The organism is Rhodobacter flavimaris, assembly GCF_021378075.1.
GTDB lineage: Bacteria > Pseudomonadota > Alphaproteobacteria > Rhodobacterales > Rhodobacteraceae > Rhodobacter > Rhodobacter flavimaris.
This window is the reverse complement of sequence record NZ_JAJUOS010000004.1, coordinates 119721-139481: the sequence shown is the minus strand read 5'-3', so window position 1 is coordinate 139481 and position 19761 is coordinate 119721. Positions and strand designations below refer to the sequence as shown.

Annotated in this window: 18 protein-coding genes; 10 read left to right on the top strand and 8 right to left on the bottom strand. The window is 64.6% G+C overall.

The window, feature by feature from the left end:
- The first annotated feature begins 50 nt into the window (after positions 1-50).
- Positions 51-638 (top strand): glutathione S-transferase family protein, encoded by a 588-nt coding sequence (locus tag LZA78_RS07145; protein WP_233676255.1) that lies wholly within the window; start codon positions 51-53, stop codon positions 636-638.
- Positions 639-654: 16 nt separating this feature from the next.
- Here the strand turns inward: LZA78_RS07145 and LZA78_RS07140 are convergent, their stop codons facing one another.
- Genes LZA78_RS07140 through LZA78_RS07130 form a run of 3 tightly spaced genes read right to left on the bottom strand, consistent with a single transcriptional unit; the run spans position 655 to position 3007 of the window.
- A complete protein-coding gene (locus LZA78_RS07140; protein ID WP_233676254.1) occupies positions 655-1794 on the bottom strand; it encodes a CaiB/BaiF CoA transferase family protein in 1140 nt (379 codons plus the stop codon).
- Between the two features lies 1 nt (position 1795).
- Positions 1796-2449 carry a DsbA family protein gene (locus tag LZA78_RS07135; protein ID WP_233676253.1) on the bottom strand — a complete coding sequence of 218 codons (654 nt, stop codon included), beginning with the start codon at positions 2447-2449 and terminating at the stop codon, positions 1796-1798.
- 3 nt (positions 2450-2452) lie between these two features.
- Entirely contained in the window at positions 2453-3007 is a 555-nt protein-coding gene (locus LZA78_RS07130; protein ID WP_233676252.1) for a DUF721 domain-containing protein, read from the bottom strand.
- Between the two features lie 83 nt (positions 3008-3090).
- On the opposite strand from LZA78_RS07130, the gene mutY reads away from it, so the two are divergent.
- Positions 3091-4146: an A/G-specific adenine glycosylase gene (gene mutY, locus LZA78_RS07125; protein ID WP_233676251.1), complete on the top strand. Its 1056-nt coding sequence runs from the start codon at positions 3091-3093 to the stop codon at positions 4144-4146.
- 51 nt (positions 4147-4197) lie between these two features.
- Entirely contained in the window at positions 4198-5340 is a 1143-nt protein-coding gene (locus tag LZA78_RS07120) for an alkane 1-monooxygenase (RefSeq protein WP_233676250.1), read from the top strand.
- A 59-nt stretch (positions 5341-5399) separates the two neighbouring features.
- Here the strand turns inward: LZA78_RS07120 and LZA78_RS07115 are convergent, their stop codons facing one another.
- Positions 5400-6035 (bottom strand): alpha-ketoglutarate-dependent dioxygenase AlkB family protein, encoded by a 636-nt coding sequence (locus tag LZA78_RS07115; RefSeq protein WP_233676249.1) that lies wholly within the window; start codon positions 6033-6035, stop codon positions 5400-5402.
- Between the two features lie 178 nt (positions 6036-6213).
- Between LZA78_RS07115 and dnaK the strand changes: the two genes are divergently transcribed.
- The 3 genes from dnaK (at position 6214) to radC (ending at position 10179) form a co-directional block, all read left to right on the top strand.
- A complete protein-coding gene (gene dnaK / locus LZA78_RS07110; protein WP_233676248.1) occupies positions 6214-8127 on the top strand; it encodes a molecular chaperone DnaK in 1914 nt (637 codons plus the stop codon).
- Positions 8128-8192: 65 nt separating this feature from the next.
- The gene (gene dnaJ, locus LZA78_RS07105) at positions 8193-9344 is read left to right on the top strand and encodes a molecular chaperone DnaJ (RefSeq protein WP_233676247.1); all 1152 of its coding nucleotides are present in this window, start codon (positions 8193-8195) and stop codon (positions 9342-9344) included.
- Between the two features lie 70 nt (positions 9345-9414).
- Positions 9415-10179, top strand: a complete 765-nt coding sequence (gene radC, locus LZA78_RS07100; protein ID WP_233676246.1) for a RadC family protein — start codon at positions 9415-9417, stop codon at positions 10177-10179.
- Between the two features lie 7 nt (positions 10180-10186).
- On the opposite strand, the gene LZA78_RS07095 is transcribed toward radC, so the two are convergent.
- Together LZA78_RS07095 and secA are read right to left on the bottom strand one after the other, a co-directional pair.
- Positions 10187-10546: a hypothetical protein gene (locus LZA78_RS07095; protein ID WP_233676245.1), complete on the bottom strand. Its 360-nt coding sequence runs from the start codon at positions 10544-10546 to the stop codon at positions 10187-10189.
- Between the two features lie 198 nt (positions 10547-10744).
- The gene (gene secA, locus LZA78_RS07090) at positions 10745-13423 is read right to left on the bottom strand and encodes a preprotein translocase subunit SecA (protein WP_233676244.1); all 2679 of its coding nucleotides are present in this window, start codon (positions 13421-13423) and stop codon (positions 10745-10747) included.
- Between the two features lie 185 nt (positions 13424-13608).
- On the opposite strand from secA, the gene LZA78_RS07085 reads away from it, so the two are divergent.
- From LZA78_RS07085 to LZA78_RS17780, 4 genes are all read left to right on the top strand, one after another.
- Positions 13609-14454 (top strand): peptidylprolyl isomerase, encoded by an 846-nt coding sequence (locus LZA78_RS07085; RefSeq protein ID WP_233676243.1) that lies wholly within the window; start codon positions 13609-13611, stop codon positions 14452-14454.
- Positions 14455-14473: 19 nt separating this feature from the next.
- A complete protein-coding gene (gene argJ, locus LZA78_RS07080; protein ID WP_233676242.1) occupies positions 14474-15874 on the top strand; it encodes a bifunctional glutamate N-acetyltransferase/amino-acid acetyltransferase ArgJ in 1401 nt (466 codons plus the stop codon).
- Positions 15875-15924: 50 nt separating this feature from the next.
- Entirely contained in the window at positions 15925-16317 is a 393-nt protein-coding gene (locus LZA78_RS07075; RefSeq protein WP_233676241.1) for a (deoxy)nucleoside triphosphate pyrophosphohydrolase, read from the top strand.
- 88 nt (positions 16318-16405) lie between these two features.
- Complete coding sequence (locus tag LZA78_RS17780; protein WP_255697242.1) at positions 16406-16537, top strand: hypothetical protein; 132 nt, start codon at positions 16406-16408, stop codon at positions 16535-16537.
- A 68-nt stretch (positions 16538-16605) separates the two neighbouring features.
- Here LZA78_RS17780 and infB read toward each other — a convergent pair whose 3' ends face one another.
- Both infB and LZA78_RS07065 read right to left on the bottom strand, forming a co-directional pair.
- A complete protein-coding gene (infB, locus tag LZA78_RS07070; protein ID WP_233676240.1) occupies positions 16606-19134 on the bottom strand; it encodes a translation initiation factor IF-2 in 2529 nt (842 codons plus the stop codon).
- Positions 19131-19760 (bottom strand): RNA-binding protein, encoded by a 630-nt coding sequence (locus LZA78_RS07065; protein WP_233676239.1) that lies wholly within the window; start codon positions 19758-19760, stop codon positions 19131-19133. The genes infB and LZA78_RS07065 overlap by 4 nt, the downstream gene beginning before the upstream one ends.
- Position 19761 lies beyond the last annotated feature (1 nt).

Genomic DNA, 19761 nt, shown 5'->3' with positions numbered 1-19761 from the left:
CTTGCACTGCCCCGCGCCCCGTGAGCCAATGGCGCAAAACGGAGGAGCCAATGTATACCGTCATCGGTCCTGTCGCCTCGCGCGCGCTGCGGGTGCTGTGGATGCTCGAAGAGCTTGGCCAGAGCTACGAACACATCAAGGCCGCGCCGCGTTCCGAGGGCGTTGTGGCCTTCAACCCGGCGGGCAAGGTGCCGGTGCTGATCGTGGATGGCACGCCGGTGACCGACTCGACCGCGATCATCCAGTTCCTTGCAGATCGCCATGGCGCGATGACCCATCCGGCGGGAACGCTGGCGCGCGCACGGCAAGACAGCCTGACGCAATTCCTGCTTGATGAATTCGACGCGGCGTTGTGGATGGCCGCGCGGCACAGCTTCATCCTGCCCGAAGAGCTGCGCCTGTCGGGCATCAAGAACACGCTGCGGTGGGAATTCGAACGCTCGCAGCACGTGCTCGTGCAGCGCATGGGCGAGGGCGATTTCGTCATGGGCGACGAGATGACCGTGCCCGACATCATCCTGAGCCATTGCCTCAGCTGGGCCTTGGCGGCCAAGTTCCCGATCGTCGAACACCGGCTGACCGACTATCTCGACCGGATGCGCGCGCGCCCGGCCTACAAGCGGGCGCTGGCAAAATAAGGGGGCCAGAGCCCCCTTATTTTGCGTTCATTTCCGCCTCGACTTCGGCCTGGTGCTGGCCAAGACGCGGAGAAGGCTTCGCAATCGACAGATCCGCCCCCGAGAAGGCGATCGGCAGGCGCACGCCGGGCACGCCTTCGGGCGCGATCTGCATCTTGCGCGCGACGATCTGCGGATCGGCGAAAACATCCGCCATCTCGTTGATCGGCCCGGCCGGAACGCCCTTGGCCTCGCAGGCCGCCAGCAGATCGGCGCGGGTAAAGCCGCGACTGCGCTCCGAGATCAGCGCAGTCAGCGCCTCGCGGTTGGCGATGCGGTCGGCGTTGGTCAGGTATTGCGGCGCCTCGGCCAGATCCTCAAGATCGAGGATTCCGCACAGCTTGCGATACTGCCCGTCATTGCCCGTCGCCAGGATCACGTAACCGTCCGAGCACGGGAAGACCGCGTAGGGCACAAGGTTCGGATGCGCATTGCCCATCCGCTTGGGCGAGGTGCCGGTGGCCAGGAAGTTCATCGCCTGGTTGGCCATGATCGAGGTCGCCACGTCCAGCAGCGACAGATCGACCATCTGCCCCTCGCCGGTGGTGTTGCGCTGATGTACGGCGGCCAGAATGCCGACCGCAGCATAGACGCCGGTGAAGACATCGGTCACCGCCACACCCACCTTCTGCGGCTCGCCATCGGCGGGGCCGGTCACGCTCATCAGGCCCGACAGGCCCTGAATGATGTAATCGTAGCCCGCCCGATGCGCATAGGGCCCGTCCTGACCAAAGCCCGTGACCGAGCAATAGATCAGCCGCGGGTTCACCTTGCGCAGGCTTTCATAATCCAGCCCGTATTTCGCCAGCCCGCCGACCTTGAAATTCTCGATCAGCACATCGGCGTCAGCGACCAGACGGCGCACGAATTCCTGCCCCTCGGGAGTGCGGAAATCCGCCGTGACCGAGCGCTTGCCGCGGTTCGCGCCGTGGAAATAGGCGGCGCTCTTCTCGCCCTCATGCTCGATGAAGGGCGGACCCCAGCGGCGGGTATCGTCACCCTCCGGGGCCTCGACCTTGATCACATCCGCGCCCAGATCGGCCAAGATCTGGCCCGCCCATGGGCCAGCCAGAATCCGCGCCAGTTCGACGACCTTCAGACCTGCAAGTGGCGTCATCTCAGAGCTTCGCGTCCAGAATGGCCTTGAGCTCGTCATAGCTCATGTTCGAGTGCTTCACGCCATCGATCACCAGCGTGGGGGTCGAGTTGATATCGTCCGCCGTGGCGTTCTTCTGATAGGTCGCGATCATGGCGCTCATCCGGGCCTGATCGGCCATGCAGGCGTCGATCTGTTCCTTGCCGAGCCCGGCCTTGAGGCCGATCTTGCGCAGGTTGTCCGCGATGGTGGCGTCCTTGCCGTCGCCGATCCACTCTTTCTGCGTCTCGTAGATCATGCCCGACAGGGCGTGATATTTCGGCGCGCCGCCGCATTGCGCGATCAGCCCGGCCCACAGACCGTATTTGTCGAAATAGACCTCGCGGTGGATGAACTTCACCTTGCCGGTGTCGATGTAGTCCGTCTTGAGCTTGCCGAAGACAGTGTCATGGAAATTCGCGCAATGCGGACAGGTGTAGGACGCGTATTCGATCAGAGTGATCGGCGCGTTCGGATCGCCCATCGGGATATCGGGCAGGATCTCGGCGCTCTCGTCGGCTGCGGCGGGCAGCGCGAAGGAGGTCTGGGTGCCCGCGTTGCGGCTTGCGATCCAGCCGCCAGTCACGGCGATCGCGGCGGCCCCGGAAATGCCCAGAAGGAGGGTGCGTCGGTTCATCAGTCAGCCTTTCTTGAGTTTGGCCCGGCTCTCGGACCTCGATAGGACGTTTTGCGCCAGCTGTTCAAGCGCGGCGCGCAATGTGGGATCGCCAAAGCCCTCGGCGGTGTCATGGGCGCGGGCGCGCAATTCGGGCGAGGGCGGCGGTTTCTCGGCCTTGGGCGCGGGGGTGAACTGCGCCTGGCCCTCGGCGAAGCCGATGGGCGCGGTCTGCGTCAGCACAATGCGCGAGATCGCGTTGTAGCCGTAACAGGCGTTCACCTTGTCGCGGATCTGCGGCAGCTGCATCTGCAACATGGGCGCCGAGGCGCCCAGCGTCAGCAGGGTCAGCGTGGCGCCAAATCCGTCCCTTGCGTAGCCGATCTTGACCGGGCGGGTCTGGGCGGCGACGTCCTCGCCCACGATCTCGGCCCAATGGGTCAGCAGACGCGACACCGCGAAGCCCCGGCTTTCGCCCGCCACGCGAATCCGCTCGCGCAAGAGCCGCCCGGCGGGTTCGAAGCCCCGCAGGCGCCGCTCTGGCGTCTCACTGATTTGCGGCGGTTTCTTCGGTGCCATACCTGTCTTTCCCGAGTTTCGCGGTTATCTTATGCGCCCTGCGAGGCATTGCCAGCACAATGGTCAAGGCGGAGGCATAAAGATTGCGTGACGGAGATGAGAGCGCAGCCGGCACGGCGCTGCTGGCGTGGTATGACCGCGCGGCCCGCGTGATGCCCTGGCGCGTCGGCCCCGCCGAGCGCGCGGCGGGCGCGCGCCCCGATCCCTACCGCGTCTGGCTCTCCGAGGTCATGCTGCAACAGACCACCGTTGCCGCCGTGCGCGACTATTTCCGCCGCTTCACCGAACGCTGGCCCCGGGTCGAGGATCTGGCCGCCGCCGAAGACGCCGAGGTCATGGCTGAATGGGCAGGGCTTGGCTATTACGCGCGGGCCCGGAACCTTCTGAAATGCGCGCGCGCGGTTGCACAAGATCACGGCGGGCGCTTCCCTGATACTGCCGAGGGGCTTCGTGCCCTGCCCGGCATCGGTCCCTATACCGCCGCCGCCATCGCCGCGATTGCCCATGACGAACCCGCGACAGTCGTCGATGGCAATGTCGAGCGCGTGGTGGCACGCCTCTGGGCAATCGAGACGCCCCTGCCCGCAGCCAAGCCCGAGCTGACCGCGCTGGCCGCGCGGTTGACGCCGCCGCAGCGCCCCGGCGATCATGCGCAGGCAATGATGGATCTGGGCGCCACGATCTGCACGCCGCGCAAACCGGTCTGCGCGCTTTGCCCGCTGCGGCTCTTTTGCGCTGCTGCCGCGCGAAGCATCGCAGACACCCTGCCGCGCAAGATCCCGAAGCCCGAGAAACCCACCCGTGCGGGCTTTGCCTATGTCGCGCTCGATCCCTCGGGCGGGGTGCTGCTGGAGCGGCGGCCCGAGAAGGGGCTTCTGGGCGGCACGCTCGGATTTCCCGGCTCGGACTGGGTCGAGGCGCCAAGCCCCACCCCGCCGCTGGCTGCCGAATGGACCGAAGCGCCCATCGAGGTGCGCCATACCTTCACCCATTTTCATCTGCGTCTACGGGTGATGGTCGCGCGCGCTGAAGGTGATGGGTTTACACCGCGCGCGGCGTTCCGGCCGGGCGATCTGCCCACGCTCATGCGCAAGGTATGGGATGCGGCGCAAAGCGTCGAATGGCCCCAGGGGCAGTGATTGCGGCGCGGGCCGCGCGCGCTATGATCGCCCCGTAAGCATGAGGCCCCGATGTCGAGCCCCAAGGAAATCCGCAAGCCCATCCGCGCGCTGCCCTTCTGGCTGTCGCTAGGCACCGTGCCTCTGGCCGTCATCGAGGCACGCTTTGGTGGCTGGACGCTGATCTTGCTGCCCGCCTATGCGTGGTGGCTGGTCAGCCTGCTCGACCAGCTTCTGGGCCGCAATACCGATCAGCCCGACGTCGCGACGCCCGAGGCGGATCTGGTCTGGTATCGGCTGATCACGCTGATCTGGTTCCCGATCCAGTTTGCGGTGATCTATGGCGCGATCTGGTATGTGAGCCATAGCGATCATCTGCGCCCCACCGAAATGGCCGGGCTGTTCTTCGGGTTGGGCGTGATCTCGGGGACAATCGGGATCGTCTATGCGCATGAGCTGATGCACCAGAGGACGCGGCTGGAGCGATGGCTGGGCGATCTGCTGCTGGCAATGGTGCTTTATTCGCATTTCCGATCCGAGCATTTGCAGGTACATCACCTCTGGGTCGGCACGCCGCGCGATGCGGTCAGCGCGCGCTATAACGAGGGGTTCTATCGCTATTTCCTGCGTGTGCTGGGCGACTGTCCCGGATCGGCCTGGCGGGCCGAGGCGCTGCGTCTGGCGAGGGCGGGGCGCCGGGTTTGGCATCGCAGCAATCCGTTTTGGCGCTATGGCGCACTGCAACTGGCGGCGTTGGCGCTGGCTTATGCGATCGGGGGTTGGATCGGGTTGGGGTTGTTCCTTTATCAGGCGTTCATCGCGGTGTGGCAGCTGGAGCTGACGAATTACGTCGAGCATTACGGGCTGACCCGCGCCTATCGCGGCGAGGGGCGCTATGAGCCGGTGCGGCCGCATCATTCCTGGAACGCCGATCACCGGGCGACGAACTGGCTCTTGATCAATTTGCAGCGTCATTCGGATCATCACACCAAGCCCGATCGCCGCTTTCCGCTGTTGCAGACCTATGCCGAGGAAGAGGCGCCGCAGCTGCCGCTTGGCTATCCGTTGATGACGCTGATGGCGATGGTTCCGCCGCTATGGCGACGGCGGATGAACCCCCGCGTGCGCGCTTGGCGGCGGCGGTACTACCCGGAGGCTACGGATTGGAAGCCTTACAACAGGGGCGCAAACCCGATGCCGCGCGGCTCGGTCTGAGCGCCGGGGGCTTCGCGCCCCCGGACCCCCGCGGGATATTTTCACCACATTGAAGGGGATCAGGTGACAACCCGCATCGTCACGTTGATGCGTCCGCCCTTGGGCAGGAGGGTCGAGGTGCCGGGCGCGATACGGTCTATGCCGTGGTAGGTGAGGCGCGCGGGCCCGCCCATCACCATCACATCGCCCGAGCGCAGCCAGAGGCTTTGGGTGGTGCCGCCGCGCATCTGATTGCCGATGCGAAAAAGCCCGTCGTCGCCGAGGCTGACCGAGACAACGGGCTGGGTGAAATCAGCCTCGTCGCGGTCCTGATGCAGGCCCATGCGCGCGCCCTCGGGGTAGAAATTGATCAGGCAGCATTCGGGTTGGCGTTCGGTGCCGGACACCGCGTTCCAGATGGCGGTCAGCATGGGCGGGATTGTCGGCCATGCCGTGCCGGAAGGATGCGTTTCGGAATAGCGGTAGCCGCGCCGGTCCGACACCCAGCCAAAGCGGCCCGCCGAGGTCATGCGCACCGACATGGGTTTGCCGTAGGGCGTCATCGACGAGAAAAGCGGGGCGTCAGTGACCACCTCGCGGATCTGCGCGACGAGTGCTGCCTGTTCGCGCGCCGTCAGCCAGCCCGGAAAATGCTGGAATCCGCGAATTTCCTGCGGATCGGGGCGTTTGGGCGCGCTTTCGGCGGAATCATTCATTTGTTGCGATCTTCCCGGGTCGCGGTTCTTGCAGGGACTTTTTACCCTCCTTATATACGCCGGGAAGCCGGAAACGGACATGCGCCGTTCGCCGACATTTGAACCGAAACCCTGGGATTGGGGTCGGGGGCCTTACGGGACCCGAGCCCACCAAATCGCCGAAAGAAGAGGTAAAGACATGGCCAAAGTGATCGGGATCGACCTCGGGACGACCAACAGCTGCGTCGCCATCATGGACGGCTCGCAACCCCGCGTGATCGAGAACTCGGAAGGGGCGCGCACCACGCCCTCGATCGTCGCATATACCGACAGCGAGCGCCTTGTGGGCCAGCCCGCGAAGCGTCAGGCTGTCACCAACCCCACCAACACCGTTTTCGCCGTCAAGCGCCTGATCGGCCGCCGCGTGACCGATGCCGAAGTCGAGAAGGACCGCAAGCTGGTTCCCTACTCGATCGTCGATGGCGGCAATGGCGACGCCTGGGTCGAAGTGAAGGGTGAGAAGTTCTCGCCCGCGCAGGTCTCGGCCGTCATTCTTCAAAAGATGAAGGAAACCGCCGAGAGCTATCTGGGCGAGACCGTGACGCAAGCCGTCATCACCGTTCCGGCCTATTTCAACGACGCGCAGCGTCAGGCCACCAAGGACGCCGGCAAGATCGCGGGCCTTGAGGTTCTGCGCATCATCAACGAGCCGACGGCGGCGGCACTTGCCTATGGTCTCGACAAGAAAGAATCGAAAACCATCGCGGTCTATGACCTTGGCGGCGGCACCTTCGACATCACCATCCTTGAGATCGACGATGGTCTTTTCGAGGTGAAATCGACGAACGGCGACACTTTCCTGGGTGGCGAAGACTTCGACATGCGCATCGTGAACTACCTCGCAGAGGAGTTCAAAAAGGAGCATGGCGCCGATCTGACCAAGGACAAGATGGCCCTCCAGCGCCTGAAAGAGGCGGCTGAAAAGGCCAAGATCGAGCTTTCGTCGAGCCAGCAGACCGAGATCAACCAGCCGTTCATCTCGATGGATGCCTCGACCGGCACGCCGCTGCATATGGTCATGAAGCTGACCCGCGCCAAGCTGGAAAGCCTTGTGGGCGACCTAATCAAGGCCTCGCTCAAGCCCTGCCAGGCGGCGCTGAAGGATGCGGGCGTCTCGAAAGACGAGATCGACGAGGTCGTTCTGGTCGGCGGTATGACCCGTATGCCGAAAGTGGTCGAGGAAGTGACCAAGTTCTTCGGCAAGGAGCCCCACAAGGGCGTGAACCCCGACGAGGTCGTGGCGCTTGGCGCGGCGATCCAGGCCGGCGTTCTGCAAGGTGACGTGAAAGACGTCGTCCTGCTCGACGTGACGCCGCTGTCGCTGGGTATCGAAACGCTCGGTGGCGTGTTCACCCGCCTGATCGACCGCAACACCACGATCCCGACCAAGAAGTCGCAGATCTTCTCGACCGCCGAGGACAACCAGAACGCGGTGACGATTCGCGTGTTCCAGGGCGAGCGTGAAATGGCGGCCGACAACAAGATCCTCGGCATGTTCAACCTCGAGGACATCCCGCCCGCACCGCGCGGCATGCCGCAGATCGAGGTGACCTTCGACATCGACGCCAACGGCATCGTCTCGGTTTCGGCCAAGGACAAGGGCACCGGCAAGTCGCAAAACATCACGATCCAGGCCTCGGGTGGCCTCTCGGATGAGGACATCGACAAGATGGTGCGCGATGCCGAGGCCAATGCCGAGGCCGACAAGAAGCGCAAGGAACTGGTCGAGACCAAGAACCAGGCCGAAAGCCTGCTGCACTCGACCCGCAAGTCGCTCGAAGAGCATGGCGACAAGGTGGATGGCTCGACCGTCGAGGCGATCGAACTGGCCGCCAACGCGCTCGAAGAGGCACTCAAGTCCGACGACGCCGGCAAGATCAAGGGTGGCATCAGCAACCTGACCGACGCCGCGATGAAGCTGGGCGAGGCGATCTACAAGGCGCAGGCTGCCGAAGGCGGCAACGCCGATGTGGACGAAGATGGCCCGCGCGGCGTGGACGACGATATCGTCGATGCCGATTTCGAGGACATGGGCGAAGACAAGCGCAAGTAAGCGCAGGAACCTGAGGAGCGGGCCCTGCGGGGCCCGTTCCCATGTTCCCCCAAGGGGGTTCTGCAATGGCAAAACGTGATTTCTACGAGGTTCTGGGCATCGCCAAAGGTGCCTCGGCCGAAGAGATCAAGAAGGCCTATCGCAAGAAGGCGAAGGAACTTCACCCCGACCGCAACCAGGACAATCCCGACGCCGAGGCCCAGTTCAAGGAAGCGAACGAGGCCTATGACGTGCTCAAGGACGCCGACAAGAAGGCGGCCTATGACCGCTTCGGTCACGCGGCCTTCGAGGGCGGCATGGGCGGCGGTGGCGGCCCGCGCGGCGGTTTCGGCCAGGGCGATTTCGGCTCGGCCTTCTCGGATGTGTTCGAGGATCTGTTCGGCGATTTCATGGGTGGGCGCGGCGGCCCCGGCGGCGGGCGTTCGCGCGCGGCGCGGGGTTCGGACCTGCGCTACAACATGCGCGTGACGCTGGAAGAGGCGTTCACGGGCGCGCAGAAGACCATCACCGTGCCCGGCTCGACCCAGTGTTCGTCGTGCAACGGCACCGGCGCCGAAGGCGGGGCTGAACCGCAGACCTGCCCGACCTGCTCGGGTATGGGCAAGGTGCGCGCGCAAAACGGCTTCTTCACGGTTGAGCGGACCTGCCCGACCTGTGGCGGTCAGGGTCAGGTGGTGAAGAACCCCTGCCGCGCCTGCCACGGCGCGGGTCGGGTCGAGAAGGAACGCACGCTTTCGGTCAACATCCCGGCAGGGGTCGAGACCGGCACCCGCATCCGTCTGGCCGGTGAGGGCGAGGCGGGCATGCGCGGCGGCCCCTCGGGCGATCTCTACATCTTCATCGAGGTGCGCGAGCACGCGATCTTCCAACGCGAGGGCGTGAACCTCTACTGCCGCGTACCGGTCAGCATGGCCTCGGCCGCGCTTGGCGGTGAGGTCGAGGTGCCGACGATCGACGGCGGGCGTTCGCGCGTGAAGATCCCGGTTGGCTCGCAATCGGGTCGCCAGATGCGCCTGCGTGCCAAGGGCATGCCCGCACTGCGTGGCGGTGGCGTCGGTGACATGGTGATCGAGCTGGCGGTGGAAACCCCGGTGAACCTGACCACCCGCCAAAAGGAACTGCTGCGCGAGTTCGAGAAGATCGAGGCCGAGAACAACCCCGAAGGGGCGAGCTTCTTCAAGAAGGTCAAGAGCTTCTGGGATGGCATGAAAGGTTGAACGGGCGCCTTCGGGCGCCCTTTCCATTTTCTTAACGCTTTCTTCACCAAGCCTGCCGCAAGATCGCGGCATGAAGCCGCCCTCTGCCTTCCACGAAATGCCCCTGCCCCTCTTCGGTGACCCCGACGAGGCCGCGCCGATTGCACTCCCCGAGGGCAAGCTGCCCTCCTACATTGCGGACCATCGTAAACGGCTCAGAGAGCGTTTTGTGGAGAGGGGCGCCGCGGCACTCGCCGATTACGAAATGCTTGAATTGGTCTTGTTCCGGGCCATCCGACGGCAAGATGTGAAACCTCTCGCCCGCCGCCTGATTGATACCTTTGGTGATTTCGGCAGGGTCTTGTCTGCCTCGGAACCCCGACTAAGGGATGTTCATGGTGTCGGCGACGCCGTGATCTTGGAACTCAAGATCGTCGAGGCCGCCGCGCATCGGCTGGCCCGCTCGAAGGTCATCCACCGGCCGGTGCTGTCCTCATGGCAGGCGCTGCTCGATTACTGCCACACCGCCATGGCGCATCGTGAGGTCGAGCAGTTCCGCGTCCTTTACCTCGACCGCAAGAACATCCTGATTGCCGATGAGGAGCAGGCGCGCGGCACGGTCGATCATGTGCCGGTCTACCCGCGCGAGGTGGTCAAGCGCGCGCTGGAGGTGAACGCCTCGGCGCTGATACTGGTGCATAACCACCCCTCGGGCGACCCGACGCCCTCAGAGGCAGATATCGCCATGACCGACCGGATCAGGATGGCCGCCGACGCATTGGGCATCGTGCTGCACGATCACCTGATCATCGGAAAGGACACAGAGCTAAGCTTCCGGTCGTCCGGGTATCTTTAGGGAGGGATCAGTTGCTCAGCGGAGCCGGGACCGACACGGGGCCGCCAAAGCCGCCGAACTGCGGGGCTGCGGGCTCACCCGGCGCCTGAAGCGCGGCGATGCCAACATCATGGGTCAGTTCGCGCGTTGCAACCTCGGGCAGAGAGGCGACGCCGCCGATGGTCTGGCCGGTCAGGGCAAGGCGCGGGCGCGCGATGATTTCCTCGGCCTGCGGGATTTCGGTCGCATAGACAAGCTGGCCATTTTGCAGGCGCGGGCGCTGTTGCGCCGTATCCGCATCCTCCATCACGTTACCGGTCGCGGCGGCCAGCATGAAGGTCGCGATCAGAATGCGCGCATTGTGCAGCTTGTTCTTTTGCTTCCGCATGGCTTTCCCCAGCCGAATCGTAACCTTTCAATCACCCTAGGATTGAAAACGGGCAAAGCCGTGACGATTGCGGGGCAATGTTGACCAAATATCAACCCTATTTCCTCTACATATCGGGCTGGTTAAAAATTCATTAACTATATATGGAAATGCGCCCGCACCGAACGGGGCGAGCGCCTCAGCTTTGCCATATTTTCGTCAAGCGATCCGACCGTGGCAGTGCTTGAACTTCTCGCCCGAGCCGCAGGGGCAGGGATCGTTGCGCGAGGGCTCGCCCCAGGTCGCCGGATCGTTCTCGTCGAAGCCCGCCTTGGCGGCGGGGGCAGCCGGGGCTGCGGGCGCTTCGGGTTCGGGCTGCGGCATGGCTTGCGCCATCATCGCGGCGCGCTCTTCCTCGGTCAGCGGGCGGATCTGGCCAAGGCGCTTGGTCACCTCGGAACGCAGCCCATCGAGCAGAGTCTCGAACAGCTGGAAGCTTTCGGTCTTGTATTCCGACAGCGGGTCGCGCTGCGCATAGCCGCGGAAACCGATGACCGACCGCAGATGCTCAAGCGTCACCAGATGCTCGCGCCACTTGGTGTCGATGGTTTGCAGCAGGATCTGCTTTTCGATCGTGCGCATGGTCTCGGCACCGAAGGCCTCGGCCTTTTGCGCCATGAACGCGTCGCTGGCCTCTTCGATACGCTCGATCAGCACGTCCTGATCGACGCCCTCTTCGGCGGCCCATGCGGCGATCGGGAGCTGCATGTTCAACCCCTCAAGCACCGCATTCGTCAGCCCCTCGACGTCCCACTGGTCGGCATAGGACTTGGGCGGCGCGTATTGATCGACCAGATCCTCGACGACCTGGTGACGCATGTCCTGCGCGATCTCGCCGATATCCTTGGATTCCATGATCTCGCGGCGCTGGCTGAAGATCGCCTTGCGCTGGTCGTTCATCACGTCGTCGAATTTCAGCAGCTGCTTGCGGATGTCGAAGTTGCGGCCCTCGACCTTCGCCTGCGCGCGTTCCAGTGACTTGTTCACCCAGGGATGGATGATCGCCTCGCCTTCCTTCATGCCCAGTTTCGACAGCACGCTGTCGAGCTTCTCCGAGCCGAAGATGCGCATCAGATCGTCTTCGAGCGACAGGAAGAACAGCGAGCGCCCCGGATCCCCCTGACGGCCAGAGCGGCCGCGCAGCTGGTTGTCGATGCGGCGGCTTTCGTGGCGCTCGGTGGCCAGAACGAACAGGCCGCCCGCTTCAAGCACCTTGCGCTTTTCTTCCGCGTGCTCAGCCTCGATGCGGGCGCGCAGCTCCTCGGGGTTGGCCTCGGGGTTCGCGGCCAGTTCTTCGAGCACCTTCATCTCGACGTTACCGCCGAGCTGAATGTCGGTGCCGCGACCGGCCATGTTGGTGGCGATGGTCACTGCGCCCAGACGGCCGGCATCGGCCACGATCTTGGCCTCCTGCTCGTGCTGGCGGGCGTTGAGGACGTTGTGCGGTATGCCTTCGGCCTTGAGCATTTCCGAGATCATCTCGGATTTCTCGATCGAGGTCGTGCCCAGAAGCACCGGCTGCCCCTTTTCATGGGCAAGCTTGAGCGCCTCGATCACGGCGGCGTATTTGTCGCGCGCGGTGCGGTAGACACGGTCGTGTTCGTCCTTGCGCTGCACCGGGCGGTTGGTGGGCACCTCAACGACGCCGAGGCTGTAGATCTCGGCGAATTCCTCGGCCTCGGTCGCGGCGGTGCCGGTCATGCCCGCAAGCTTTTCATAGAGGCGGAAGTAGTTCTGGAAGGTCACCGAGGCCAGCGTCACGTTCTCGGGCTGGACCGGCAGGCCTTCCTTGGCCTCGATCGCCTGGTGCAGGCCATCCGACAGGCGGCGGCCCTTCATCGCGCGGCCGGTGTGCTCGTCGATCAGGATCACTTCGGTCCCCATCACCACGTAATTCTGGTCCTTGTGGAACAGCTTGTGGGCGCGCAGCGCCTGGGTGACGTGGTGCACGATGGTCGTGCTTTCGGGATCGTAGAGCGACTGGCCTTCCGGCAGGATGCCGGCCTCATGCAGGCGGCGTTCCAGATATTCGTTGCCTTCCTCGGTATAGGTCGCGTTGCGGCCCTTCTCGTCGAGGGTGAAATGCTCGGCCGTCAGTTCGGGGATGAACTTGTCGAGCGTGTTGTACAGTTCCGAGCGGTCCTGCGACGGTCCCGAGATGATCAGCGGCGTGCGCGCCTCATCGACCAGGATCGAGTCGACCTCGTCCACGATGGCGTAGAAATGGCCGCGCTGCGCCATTTCCTCGACCGACCCCTTCATGTTGTCGCGCAGGTAATCGAAGCCCAGCTCGTTGTTGGTGGCATAGGTCACGTCGCAGCGATAGGCGGTGCGCTTTTCGTCATCGGGCTGGAACGGCACGACAACGCCGGTGGTCAGGCCAAGCGCGCCATAGACCTTGCTCATCCATTCGGCGTCGCGGCGGGCGAGGTAGTCGTTGACGGTCACGACATGCACGCCCTTGCCCGGCAGCGCGTTCAGATAGGCCGGGAAGGTCGCCACAAGGGTCTTGCCCTCGCCGGTCTTCATTTCCGAGATATTGCCCTGATGCAGGAAGATGCCGCCCATCAGCTGGGTGTCGAAGGCGCGCAGGCCAAGCGCGCGCTTGGCGGCCTCGCGGCAGTTGGCGAAGGCTTCGGGCAGCAGCGCATCGAGATCCTCGCCGCCCTGTGCGCGGGTCTGAAGCTCGCGCGTTTTCTCGATGATCTGGGCATCGGTGAACTTTTCGAACTCGGGTTCGAGCGCGTTGATCTTTGCGACCAGCGGACGGACCGATTTCACCTTGCGGTCATTCGGCGTGCCGAAAACCTTCTTTGCGATAGTTCCAAGGCCCAGCATGTTCTCTCCGCGGGTTCATCTGACCAAATCGTGTGACAAGCGACCTTGTCGCGCCCCTGCTTGCCGCCTAGAACGGCTAACGAAAATAGGGCGAAGCTGCCTTCACAGGACCCTAGGCGATGTAAGGGGCTGCCGTCAGAGTGTCAACGCCGCGGGGTGCCGCGGCCCTTGCAGGAGTGGCCTTGATGCCGAAACTCGCGAAATATCTTGGGTCTGTTGCCGTGATTTTGACCATGGGCGGCGCCGTCCAGGCCGAAGAGGTCAAGGCCGACACCGTTGTGGCCACCGTCAATGGCACCGAGATCACCCTGGGCCACATGGCCAGCGTGCGCGAAAGCCTGCCCGCGCAGTATCAGCAGCTTCCCGATGACGTTCTGTTCGAGGGCATCCTGGAACAGCTGATCCAGCAGACCGCTCTGGCCGAAATCGGGCAGGACATGATGACGCACCGCGACGAGATCGCGCTTGAGGTCGATCGCCGCGCCTATCTGGCCAATGCGGTGCTGGAACACACCGCGGGCGGCGCCGTGACCGATGACGCGCTCAAGGCGGCCTATGACGCGAAATACGCCAATGCCGAACCCACGCGCGAATATCACGCCGCGCATATCATCGTGGAAACCGAGGAAGAGGCCGCGAACATCAAGAAAGAGATCGAGGACGGGCTCGATTTCGGCGAGGCCGCCAAGAAATACTCGACCGATGGCGCCGCGCCCAATGGCGGCGATCTGGGCTGGTTCGGGCTTGAGGCCATGGTCAAGCCGTTCTCGGATGCGCTGGCCGAGATGAAGGATGGTGAGGTCAAGGGCCCGGTGCAGACCGAGTTCGGCTGGCATGTCGTCAAGCTGATGGAAACCCGTCTGGCCGAAGCCCCCACGATGGAAGAGGTCCGCGCCGAGCTGGAAGGCGATCTGCGTCAGACCGCTGTCGAAAAGCGCGTGACGGAAACCGTTGAAACGGCGAAGGTCGAGAAGATGACCGAGGGTGTGGACCCGGCGATCCTGAAGGACGCGGCGATCCTCGGCGAATGATCCGGCTCGGGAGGGCATGATGGCGAAGAAAAGCGAACTCAAGGCCAAGATCGACAAGCTCAAGGCCAAGGTGAAAGACCTGCGTGTCAAGCTTGAGGGCACGGCGGGCGAGGTTGTGGCCGAGGTCGGCAAGGAACTGGCCGAGGCCAAGGCGGCGGTTGAGGCCAAGGTCAAAAAGGCCAACCCGGTCTCGCCGCTGGCACCTGCGGCATTCCCCGCGCTGCCGGTGATCGACGGCGTCGAGTTCGCCGCCATCGGCGCGGGCGTACGCTATGCGGGCCGCACCGACGTGATGCTGGCGCGCGTGGCGCCGGGTGCCGCGATCGCGGGGGTGTTCACCACCTCCTCGACCCGTGCGGCCTGCATTCTGGATTGCCAGGAGAAGCTCAAGCTGAAGGTGGCCGCCGATGCAGGCGCCGCGATCATCGTGAACTCGGGCAATGCCAATGCCTTTACCGGCGCGCTTGGCCAGGAGGCCGTCGATGCGGTGACTTCCGCCGTCGCGCAGGCGACCGGCGTGCCCGCGTCGCGCGTCTTCTCCTCCTCGACCGGCGTGATCGGCGAGCCCCTGCCCTATGACCGCATCACCGCCAAGGTGGGCGATCTGGTGGCGACCCTCGACCCCAAAGGGATGGAGGCCGCGGCCCGCGCGATCATGACCACCGACACCTTCCCCAAGGGCTCGGCCGCCGAGATCGCGGGCGAAGGCGGCACGATCAAGATCGCCGGTATCGCCAAGGGCTCGGGGATGATCGCGCCGAACATGGCGACGATGCTGGTCTATATCTTCACCGATGCGAAGATCTCGGCCAAGAACCTGCAGAAGATGCTCTCGCGCAATACCGATGACACGTTCAACGCGATCACCGTGGATAGCGACACCTCGACCTCGGACGCGCTGATCCTGGCGGCCACGGGCCGCTCGACTGCCGCCGAGATCACGGATCTGCGCTCCAAGGTCGCGCGCGATTTCGAGGCCGCGCTGCGGGACGTGATGATGGATCTGGCCCATCAGGTGGTGAAGGACGGCGAAGGCGCAACCAAGTTCGTCGAGGTCCGCGTGAGCGGCGCCGAGACCGCCGAGGATGCGCATAAGGTGGCGATGGCGGTGGCGAACTCGCCGCTGGTCAAGACCGCGATCGCCGGACAGGACGCGAACTGGGGCCGCGTGGTCGCCGCCGTCGGCAAGTCCGGTGCCAAGGCCGACCGCGACAAGCTGCGCATCAGCTTTGGTGACATGGTTCTTGCCGAGAACGGCTGGCGCGTGCCGGATTACTCGGAAGAGGCCGCGAGCGCCTATATGAAGGGCCAGGAGCTGGTGATCGGCGTGGACCTTGGCATTGGCAAGGCGAAGAAGTCGGTCTGGACCTGCGATCTGACGCGTCGCTACATCGACATCAACGCGGATTATCGTTCGTGAGCGGTGGCTGTGGACCCGAGGGGGCGCCCCCGCCCCCTCCGCCCGCACGCGTGATCCTTGTCTCGGCGGTGGCGCTGATCGACCCGGACGGGCGCATCCTTCTGGCGCAGCGCCCTGAAGGGAAATCGCTGGCGGGCCTTTGGGAGTTTCCCGGCGGCAAGGTCGAAACCGGCGAAAGCCCCGAGACCGCGCTGATCCGGGAGCTGCACGAGGAGTTGGGCATCGAGACCTGGCACAGCTGCCTTGCGCCGCTGACCTTCGCCAGCCACGCCTATGACGATTTCCACCTGCTGATGCCGCTGTTCGCGTGCCGCCGATGGGAAGGCATCGTGACCCCGCGCGAGGGGCAAAAACTGGCCTGGGTGCGTGCGCGCGAGTTGCACAGCTACCCGATGCCCCCGGCGGATGAGCCCCTGATCCCGATTCTCCGCGACTGGCTTTAAGCCAGCGCCGCGCCCGATAGTTTCGCTTTGCGCTTTGCGCAAGCTGTGAGATCATTGGGTCCGCAAAGGGGATTTGGGAGGAGAACTGATGCTGCGAACCATCGTGGTGGGAAGCTGTGTTTCGGTGCAGGGCACCTTCGTGACGCAACTCGACAGCGAAAGGATTGTCGTAAGCGTAGACGGTCGACTTTACGCGGGCCGGGCCGTGACGAAACCCTGACCAGCGATAAACGGAATGCAAAAGGGGGGCCGCAAAGCCCCCCTTTTCGTTTCCGGGTCGCAGCGGCCTTAAAGGCTACGCTGCACTTCCTCGCGTTCGAAGATCTCGATGACGTCGCCCTGACGGATGTCGTCGTAGTTCTCGAAGGCCATACCGCATTCCTGGCCCGAGATGACTTCCTTGACCTCGTCCTTGAAGCGCTTGAGCGTCTTGAGGTTGCCCTCGTGGATGACGACGTCGTCGCGCAGCAGGCGCACACCAGCCGAACGGCGCGCAACGCCCTCGGTGACCACGCAGCCTGCAACCTTGCCGACGCCCGAGACCTTGAAGACTTCCTTGATCTGGGCATAGCCGATGAAGTTCTCGCGGACCTCGGCCTTGAGCAGACCCGAAGCGGCGGCTTTGATGTCGTCAACCAGATCGTAGATGATCGAGTAGTAACGGATCTCGACGCCCTTCTGGTTCGCCGCGGCACGGGCCGGGGCGTTCGCACGGACGTTGAAGCCGATGACCGGCGCACCCGAAGCTTCGGCCAGGCCGATATCGCTTTCGGTGATGGCGCCGACGCCCGAATGCAGCACGCGCACGCGCACCTCTTCGTTGCCGACCTTCTCGAGCGCCTGAACGATCGCTTCGGCCGAACCCTGCACGTCGGCTTTCACCAGAACCGGCAGTTCGGCGACACTCTCGTCCGCCTTGGCCTTGGCCATCAGCTGCTCCAGCGTGGTCGCGGCACCGGCGGCGGCGCGCTTGTCCTTGGCGGCCTGGATCCGGTAATCGGCGATCTCGCGGGCCTGCGCCTCGGTCTCGACGACGTTGAGAACGTCGCCCGCCTCGGGGGTGCCGTTGAGGCCGAGAACCTCGACCGGAACCGACGGACCGGCCTCGTCGACACGGTCGCCCTTGTCGTTGATCAGCGCGCGCACCTTGCCCCACTGCTCGCCCACGACGAAGATATCGCCGCGCTTAAGCGTGCCGTGCTGCACCAGAACGGTGGCAACCGGGCCACGGCCCACGTCGAGCTTGGCCTCGATCACCGCGCCTTGCGCCGCGCGATCGGGGTTGGCCTTGAGCTCAAGGATCTCCGCCTGAAGCGCGATCGCTTCGAGCAGGGTATCAAGGCCCTTGCGGGTCTTGGCCGAAACCTCGACCGTCTGCACCTCGCCGCCCATCTCTTCGACGACGACTTCGTGTTGCAGCAGGTCGGTGCGCACCTTCTGCGGGTTCGCAGCCGGCTTGTCGCATTTGTTGATCGCCACGATCATCGGCACACCGGCCGCTTTAGCGTGGTTGATCGCCTCGATGGTCTGCGGCATGACCGCGTCATCGGCCGCAACGACCAGAACGACGATATCGGTCACCTGCGCGCCACGGGCACGCATCGAGGTGAAGGCCGCGTGGCCGGGCGTGTCGAGGAAGGTCAGCACCGCCCCGTTCGCCGCCGTCACCTGGTAGGCGCCGATGTGCTGAGTGATGCCGCCAGCCTCGCCCGAGACCACGTTGGTCTGGCGAATGGCGTCAAGCAGCGAGGTCTTGCCGTGGTCGACGTGACCCATGATCGTGATGATCGGCGGGCGCGTGGCCAGATCTTCGGCCTTGTCCTCGACCGTGTCGATCACCTGTTCCACGTCGGCATCCGACACGCGCACGGCCTTGTGGCCGAACTCGTCGATCACCAGTTCCGCGGTATCGGCGTCGATCGGCTGGTTGGCGGTGACCATCATGCCCATCTTCATCAGCGCCTTGACGACATCGGCGGCGCGCTCGGCCATACGGTTGGCCAGCTCGGACACGACAATGGTTTCGGGCAGCTGAACTTCGCGCACCATCTTCTCGGCCTTCTGGCCGAAGCCCATGGCCTTCTGGCGCGCTTTTTCCTGCTTGCGCTTCATCGCGGCCAGCGAACGCTGACGCCCGCCTTCGCCATCGACATCCGACAGCGAGAGCTTGCCGGCGCGACGGCCCTCGTCGCCCTTGCCACGGCCACCACGGTTGTCGCGGTCAGGCGTCGCGGCGCGGTCGTCGCGGTCGCGGTCGGTCTTGCGCGGACCGGTCGCCGAAACGCCCTTGGTCGCGGCGCGCGCGGCGGCGGCCTCGGCAGCGGCGGGATCGGCCGGGGTCTCGGCCTTGGCCGGGGCCTTGCGGACCTCTTCCTTCTTCTGGGCGCGCAGTTCGGCCTCGCGGGCCTTGCGCTCCTCTTCTTCCTGCTTCAGGCGCAGCGCTTCTTCGCGCTCGCGCTCTTCGCGTTCCTTGGCCTCGATCTCGGCACGGCGACGCTCGCGCTCTTCCTCGCGGGCCTTTTCCTCGGCCTCGCGGGCGGCAGCCTCTTCGACCTCGCGCGCCTTCGCAGCCTGAAGCGCCTTCAGGCGGCGCTCCATCTCGGCATCCGAGATCCCGGCAGGACGTCTCGAGGGATCACCAAGCGCCGGCGAGCCCGAGGGTTTGGAGCCGGCCGCGCCCGGTTTCGGCACGACCACCTTCTTGCGCTTGGTCTCGACCACCACGCTCTTCGTGCGGCCATGAGAGAAGCTCTGCTTCACCTGACCGGGGCGCGCGCCGCCAAGACCCAAGGGTTTCTTTCCGTCCGTATCGCTCATGCCGTCTTCGTATCCTTCATGGCGGGTTTGCCGCCGTCCTGCTTGCGCATTCCCGCAAGCCTTGCCGCTTCGTCTATAACACGTCGGGTGAGTCCGCCAGCCGCAAGCGCGCCGTGTATGGCATGATCGCGGCCGAAAGCCAAACCCAATTCCGAACTTGTGAGGCAGCCAAACCAGCGCCCGCCTTCGGGCGTCCAAAGCTTGCCCTTGCCGCGGTCCGATCCGTCGGAGGCCTGGAACAGGACGCGGGCGCGTCCTTCGGCCAGCCAGCCCTTCACCTTCTCAAATCCTACAACAGCCCTGCCGGATTTGCGCACAAGGGAGATAAGCTCCACCACGCGATGTGCAAGGCCTGCCTCGACCATGTCGGCGAGGTTCTCGGGCACTTTCGCAGGCGCCTTGGCCGCGCGGGCGAATAGCCCCTTGGCCGCGGCCTTGTCGATGGCCGAACGCTCTGCGGTTACCCAGATGCCCCGACCCGGCAGCTTTTCCGCCAGGTCGGGATAGATCACGCCATCGGGGCCCAGCACGAAACGCACCAGCCCGGCCTTGGGCTGCACGTCACCCGTGACGATGCAGCGCCGCTCCGGCACGTCCGATGTTTTTTCCTGGCCCCCTCGGCTCATC